General features: G+C 61.3%; 5 protein-coding genes and 1 pseudogene. All 6 read right to left on the bottom strand.

Going from position 1 to position 5832, the window contains the following annotated elements; genetic code table 11:
• Positions 1–87: 87 nt before the first annotated feature.
• Complete coding sequence (locus ACY69P_RS13295; RefSeq protein WP_462327816.1) at positions 88–675, bottom strand: type I restriction enzyme HsdR N-terminal domain-containing protein; 588 nt, start codon at positions 673–675, stop codon at positions 88–90.
• Between the two features lie 39 nt (positions 676–714).
• Positions 715–1350 (bottom strand): hypothetical protein, encoded by a 636-nt coding sequence (locus ACY69P_RS13290; protein WP_462327815.1) that lies wholly within the window; start codon positions 1348–1350, stop codon positions 715–717.
• 159 nt (positions 1351–1509) lie between these two features.
• Positions 1510–2646 (bottom strand): sulfite exporter TauE/SafE family protein, encoded by a 1137-nt coding sequence (locus tag ACY69P_RS13285; protein WP_459898507.1) that lies wholly within the window; start codon positions 2644–2646, stop codon positions 1510–1512.
• Between the two features lie 41 nt (positions 2647–2687).
• Positions 2688–3197, bottom strand: coding sequence for a 4Fe-4S dicluster domain-containing protein (locus ACY69P_RS13280; protein ID WP_404845845.1), 510 nt, complete (start codon positions 3195–3197; stop codon positions 2688–2690).
• A 676-nt stretch (positions 3198–3873) separates the two neighbouring features.
• Positions 3874–5310 (bottom strand): NADH-quinone oxidoreductase subunit N, encoded by a 1437-nt coding sequence (locus ACY69P_RS13275; RefSeq protein WP_404845846.1) that lies wholly within the window; start codon positions 5308–5310, stop codon positions 3874–3876.
• A gap of 70 nt (positions 5311–5380) precedes the next feature.
• Positions 5381–5832: pseudogene (locus ACY69P_RS13270) on the bottom strand (NADH-quinone oxidoreductase subunit M); the annotation flags it as partial.

Raw genomic sequence — 5832 nt, 5'->3', positions numbered from 1 at the left:
CTACCGCCCTTGTCCGGGGCCCCCAATGCACCACACAACAACGCCCCCGCTGGTTTCTCCAGCGGGGGCGTTGTTGCGCGCGGCGCGTTAGGCAGGGTCGTCGTCCCGCCCCGGCGTATGCGCGGGCTTTGGCGTGCAGGTATGGCAGCAACTGCCGTAGATGAATTCGCTGTAGGCGTAGAGGATGCGGCGCTCGCGGTCCAGCTGCTCCTGCGAGCATTGCGGCGCGGGGTGGGCCTTCGCAAGGGCGGGCAGGTCCTCATACCGGGGGATGGCGCGCATGCTGGTGCCAATGGTCGTCCCGGTTGCGGCGTCCAGCAGCACGGCCTCGCGCGTGTCGGTCACCGCCACCAGCGGAATGGGGCCGCCGGGGTACAGCCGCGCTGCGGCAAGGACTTCCCGGTCAAAGCTGCCGGGCTGGCCGGCCACAAAAAAGAGCAAAAAGAGCGGCGTGCCATCCTCATCGCAAGCCACAAGGTCCGCCACGCGGCAATAGGTTTCGCCATCCACGGGGAACTCAATGCCCACCTTGGCCAGCAAACGCTGTGGCGGGTAGCCCAGCTCCTCCACCAGCATCCGGGCCATGGCCTGACGGAATTCCTCGTAGGAGGTTTCCTCGATGTCCTCGCCGGTCAGGTAGTCCCGAACCACCTGACCAAGACTTGTTTCGTGCATCCGCATCTCCTTGCCGGGGCGGATGGAGCGCCGGAACGCCTAGGCCTTGTCCGGGGCTCCCGCGCCGGGGGCGTCTTTCTTCTTGCCGTCGTACAATTCGGACCACGAGACCAGATTCTCGCCGGGGTCCTCGTTGTCCTTGATGGCCTGCAAAATCTGCTTAAACACCGGCAGGTAGGGCTTGAGCTTCGCAAAGCCCACGCGCACGGCGACGTACAGCGGAATAAAGATAAAGTTGTTGCCCACTTCGTTGCCGATGGCCGGAATAGTAAACGGCAGCGGGAAGGTCACTTCGGAAAAGCGCATCACCATCCAGCCGAGGGCAAAGGGCACAGGCCACAGGCTGGAGGCAAACAGCGCGATGTGGGAAAAGAAATTTTGCCCAAAGGCTTCATTCGCCAGCGAGTTGCAGGCCTTGTAGCTGGCCTTGTCCTTTTGGCAGATGGCCTGCACGGACAGATTGTGCTGACGAATCATGTCCTGATTGATTTTGGCAAAGTGCTTACGGTTGAGGAAGTATGTACCGGCCAGAGACAGTTCCCCCACCACCGTGCACAGAAGCACCAGCAGAAACATCCCCACAAAATAGGCAGTCAGCGGCTCAAGGGGCAGCCGGAACAGGGGGATGAACACCGGGTCAAAAAGATAATTGAGGCTGTCGAAGGATGCTAACACGTCTTCCTCTCAGGGCGTGGTCTTACGCGGAAAGTCCGCGGACCTCTTTTGTACGATGTCTTGCCGCCCCGCGCAAGGGCGGCGCAGGGCGGAAAAAGGGCCGGCCGGTCAATACCGGCCGGCCCGGGTAGGGTCTCGCTTTACAGAGCGTGCACTCGCCTAGAAGGGAGGCAGGATGCTGAAGCCGAGGAAGCCCTTGGAGCAGTAGCGCAGGCCAACGTACAGGGCCAGCACGACGAACAGGCGCTTCAGCCAGACGTCGGGGATGTACTTGGAGGTGCGCGGTCCAATCATGGAACCGATGACGATACCGATAAGCTCGGCACCGATGAGGCTCCACTGTACGGGCGTTCCCTTCAGGACCATGTAGGAGGCGATGGAGTTGATCATGCCGATGAACACAGCCATGGCGGAGGTGCCAGCCACAAGGTACATGGGCAGGCCAGCCACGGAGGTCAGGAACGGCACGAGCAGGAAGCCGCCACCAACACCGAGGAAGGAGGCAAGAGCGGCGATGAAGAAGCCACCAACAACCGGGATGAGCGGGTTGAAGTGGAACTCAACGCCGAAGAAGGTGAACTCGCAACGGGTCAGGGTGAAGGTCTTCACCTTAACGCCCTGGGAGGACATGTCCACGTTACCGGTCTTCACGCTGTCTTCAAAGGCCTTGGCGGCTGCCTTGGCTTCCTTCTTCTTGTTCTGGGCCTTGGGCGTGGTCTCGTAGAAGAGGTAGCAGCCCAGGAACAGGACGAAGAGGCCGAAGTAGCCGAGGTAGGACTTCAGGCTGATCTTACCGGCGGTCAGCCACGGCACCAGCCAGGAACCAGCCACGGAACCGATGGCCAGCGCGATGCCCAGAGGGGCAACCAGACGGCCGGCGCGGTAGTAGTTGAACGTGGACAGCGCGGCGGAGCAACCCACCAGCCACTGGTTGGACACGCGGATGGAGTCGGTGACGACCTTGTTGATGGCCATCTTTTTGCCGAAGCCCTTTGCGTAGTCGCCAAGGCCGTAAATGGTGATGTGACCAACACCGGCCATAATGCCGCCGAACGCGCCGACGGTGGAGAAGATCCAGCCAACCCAGATGGCCCATACGAGGCCGATCAGGGCGTTGAGGTTAGGTGCGCCGGGGATGCCGAGGTATCCCTTGGCGGCGTTGGGGTCGAGCTTGTCGGCTGCGATGGCCTGGCTCACAGCGTCGGTCAGGCGATCGGCCCATGCCGCTTCCTGCGTGCACAGCACCACGGCAATGGCGAACAGTGCGAGGAATGCGTGGTTGGACTTGAATTTCACAGTGCCACCCTCCTTAAAGGTTGAAAGAAGAAAAACAACGGTTAGCGCAAAGCGCGCTTCAGCAACATCTTCTGCCCGTGTCGCTCTCGTGCCGTGCGAGATGCCGCATTCGGCGACACGAACTCCAGCGCATGCGTGGTGCATGCCGTAACGCAAGCAGGCTCAAGGCCGCGGTCGATTCTGTCCATGCACAGGTCGCATTTCAGAACCTTGCCCGTGGTCTCGTCCCACTGCGGGATGTTCCAGGGACAGGCAATGATGCATGCCTTGCACCCAACGCACAGCTCCTGATCCACAAAAACGATGCCGTCTTCGCGGCGTTGCATAGCCTCGGTGGGACAGGCCGCAACACACCAGGGTTGCTCGCAGTGGAAGCATGGCATGAACAGGTTCATGATCTTGGGCTTGCCCGCCTTTTTCAGCGGACCTACCGTCACCATCTGCCCCAGACGCGCACCCGGAGGCACGGCGTTTTTTTGCTTGCAATGCACCTCACAGGCATTACAGCTAATGCACCGGTCCTGGTTGGTCTTGATCATGTACTTGCTCACGGAGCATCCCTCCCGTCTCTGGATGAAAAACTGAAGGCCTTCACACCGGCGCCAACAGTGCCGCAAGCGTCCCTGCGGCGTAGGCGTCCGTCTGAGTCTAGGCGGTTAAATCAGTTGCTTGAGCCAAGGTCAATGAGGCCGCATGTGCATGTGATATCTTTCACATGGCAAAAAAACCCCTTTACATTTCACCCGGAACCAAGCGTGTCCGCCAGCCGACAAAGGCTCGCAGATTCCTGTATGTCTATCATGGTTTGCGTTTCAGCTTAAGTATAAAGGGCAACACGTTCCTTTTTTCACCGCAGTCGTCCAAACCACCGGCATGCGGCAGTTTTCGCTTTGGAAAGCCGCAACCGCCCTCCCCCGCCATACAACAGCAGACCGAACCCTTCGGTCCGGCCTGCCTCTCTGTTCTCGTATTTCTCGCCGCATTCCAGCTCCGTACCGCGCACTGGCGGTCATGGAACGGCAAATTGTCCGGGGGCAGGGAGCGCGGCGCGGATGGGGCCAGCGCCTCCGGCTGGGGCTTGCCGCCCTGCCCGAAAGGGTGTCCTCTCTCGCCCGAAGCGGTTCACTGCGTCAGCTGTCTGCATACGGCTCTATTCCCCGGTTTTGGGCCAGTTCTGCTTGCTGGTCCCGTTGTGTGACCTTGAGGGCACGTCGTTCCCCCTGCCGTTTACCGCATAAGCTGACGCCCAGCTTCGGCGGCAAACTCAAAGACCGGACCGGGCACCGCGCCAAGGAGCAGGATGGCGGCGGCGAGCACCGTCCCCCACACGCGGGTCATGGGGCCTTCGTCCACAGGCTCCAGCCGCGCGGCGTCTTCAGGCTCCACAGTGTAGGCGTGGCGCACCAGACTCAGATAGTAATAGATGGCGATGGCCGTGTTCACAGCCGCCACGATGACGAACCAGTTGTACCCGTGGTTCCACGCGCTGGTCAGCAGGAAGAACTTTCCGATGAACCCGGCCGTAGGCGGCAGGCCAACAAGGGCAAACGCGGCCACGGCCAGCACCATGGCCATATACGGCGAGCGCCGGTACAGGCCGTTTAGGTCGTCCAGCTTCACGTTGCGCCCGTCCTCGCTGGTCTTGCAGATGACCCAGAAGCACGTCAGGTTCATAAGGATATACACCAGACTGTAGAACGCGGCGGCGGCAAGGCCCTGCGCCGTACCCGCCACAAGGCCCAGCATCACATACCCGGCGTGGGACACGCTGGAATAGCCCAGCATGCGCTTTACATCGCGCTGCACAAGGGCGGAGAGGTTGCCAAAGGTCATGGACACCGCCCCAAGGATGGCGAAAATCAGCGTCACCTCCATACCCGGAGTCAGCAGCGCGGCCAGGCGCACCAGTACAACCACCGCGCCCAGCTTGGGCAGGGTTGCCACGTAGGCCGCCGTCTCGTTGCTGGCGCCCTCGTACACATCCGGGCACCAGAAGTGGAAGGGAAACAGCGCCAGCTTGTAGAACATGCCCGCAAGGAACAGGGACAGGCCCACAACGGCCATGGGATTATTGGCCCACGACCAGTCCGCCTGCGCAAGGTCCACAAGGTAGCTGGAGTGCTGCGAGGCCAAAATGTACGACAGCCCATACAGCGAAACCGCCGTGGCTACCGCGCCAAACAGGATGTACTTGATGCCCGCTTCCGCTGCGCTACGCTCCTTCGCGCGGATGGGGATGATGGCGTACAGCGAGTAGGAGGAAATCTCCAGCGCCACATAAATGGTGATGAGTTCCGCACTGGACGCAAGGAACATCAGGCCAAGGGCCGAAAAACCAAGGAACAGGAAGTAGTCGCTTTCCTTGTCCTTCTCCAGTGTGGGCTGGCGTACGGCATTGAGCGTGCCGATGAAAAAGCCCACGGCAATGGCCAGCTTGAAGAATTGGGACATCATGTCCACCCGGTACGCACCGTGGAACAGCTGCCCCTGCGCCGTCATGGCGGCAAAGGAGACGGCCACGCCAACCGCGGCACCCCACGGCACCCACGATGCGTCATTGCGCAGCGTGGAATGGCGGCTGATGCTCTGGGCGAACAGCACCAGAAGAATCACGATTTGGAAAAGTTCCGGCAAGAACAGGTCGGGGCGTATGGACACTTGCATTACTCCTGTTTACGGCTCCTGCGTCGCAGCGGCCTTGGCCGCCCGCCGCATCGTGACGTGCATCAGTCCGTTACTGCTCGGCCACTACCACCGGCAGTTCTGGCGCATAATCGGCCAGCGTCCGGGCCTCGGCAGGAATCTGCGCCGAGCGGACGCGGAAGTCCGAAAGCAGCTTCTCAATGGAGGGGTCCACAACCTTCAGGCACAGCGTGGGCGCAAGGCCAATGTACAGCACCAGCGCCGCCAGCGGCGCAAGGTACACCCACTCGCGGATGCCAAGGTCCCAGAAATGGCCGGAAGGCACGGACGAGGGCCGCCCCCACGCCATCTTGAGGCCAAGGCGCAGCATGTACGCCGCCGCCACCAATGCGCCGGGTATGGCGATGCCGCCTACCCAATAGTTGGCCTCAAACGCGCCGAACAGCACCAATGCTTCGCCGACGAAACTGTTGGTCCCCGGGAAGCCGAAGCTGGACAGCGTGAACAGGCCAAAGAAGCCCATATAGATGGGCAGGAACTTGC

It is taken from the genome of Desulfobaculum sp., from assembly GCF_054921475.1.
The sequence above is the reverse complement of the archived record's forward strand: the minus strand, read 5'-3'. Positions and strand labels throughout refer to the sequence as shown.

Coding starts and splice junctions, on each gene's coding strand:
- ACY69P_RS13275 (WP_404845846.1), bottom strand. CDS start 5,310: ATGCAAGTGTCCATACGCCCCGACCTGTTCTTGCCGGAACTTTTCCAA.
- ACY69P_RS13295 (WP_462327816.1), bottom strand. CDS start 675: ATGCACGAAACAAGTCTTGGTCAGGTGGTTCGGGACTACCTGACCGGC.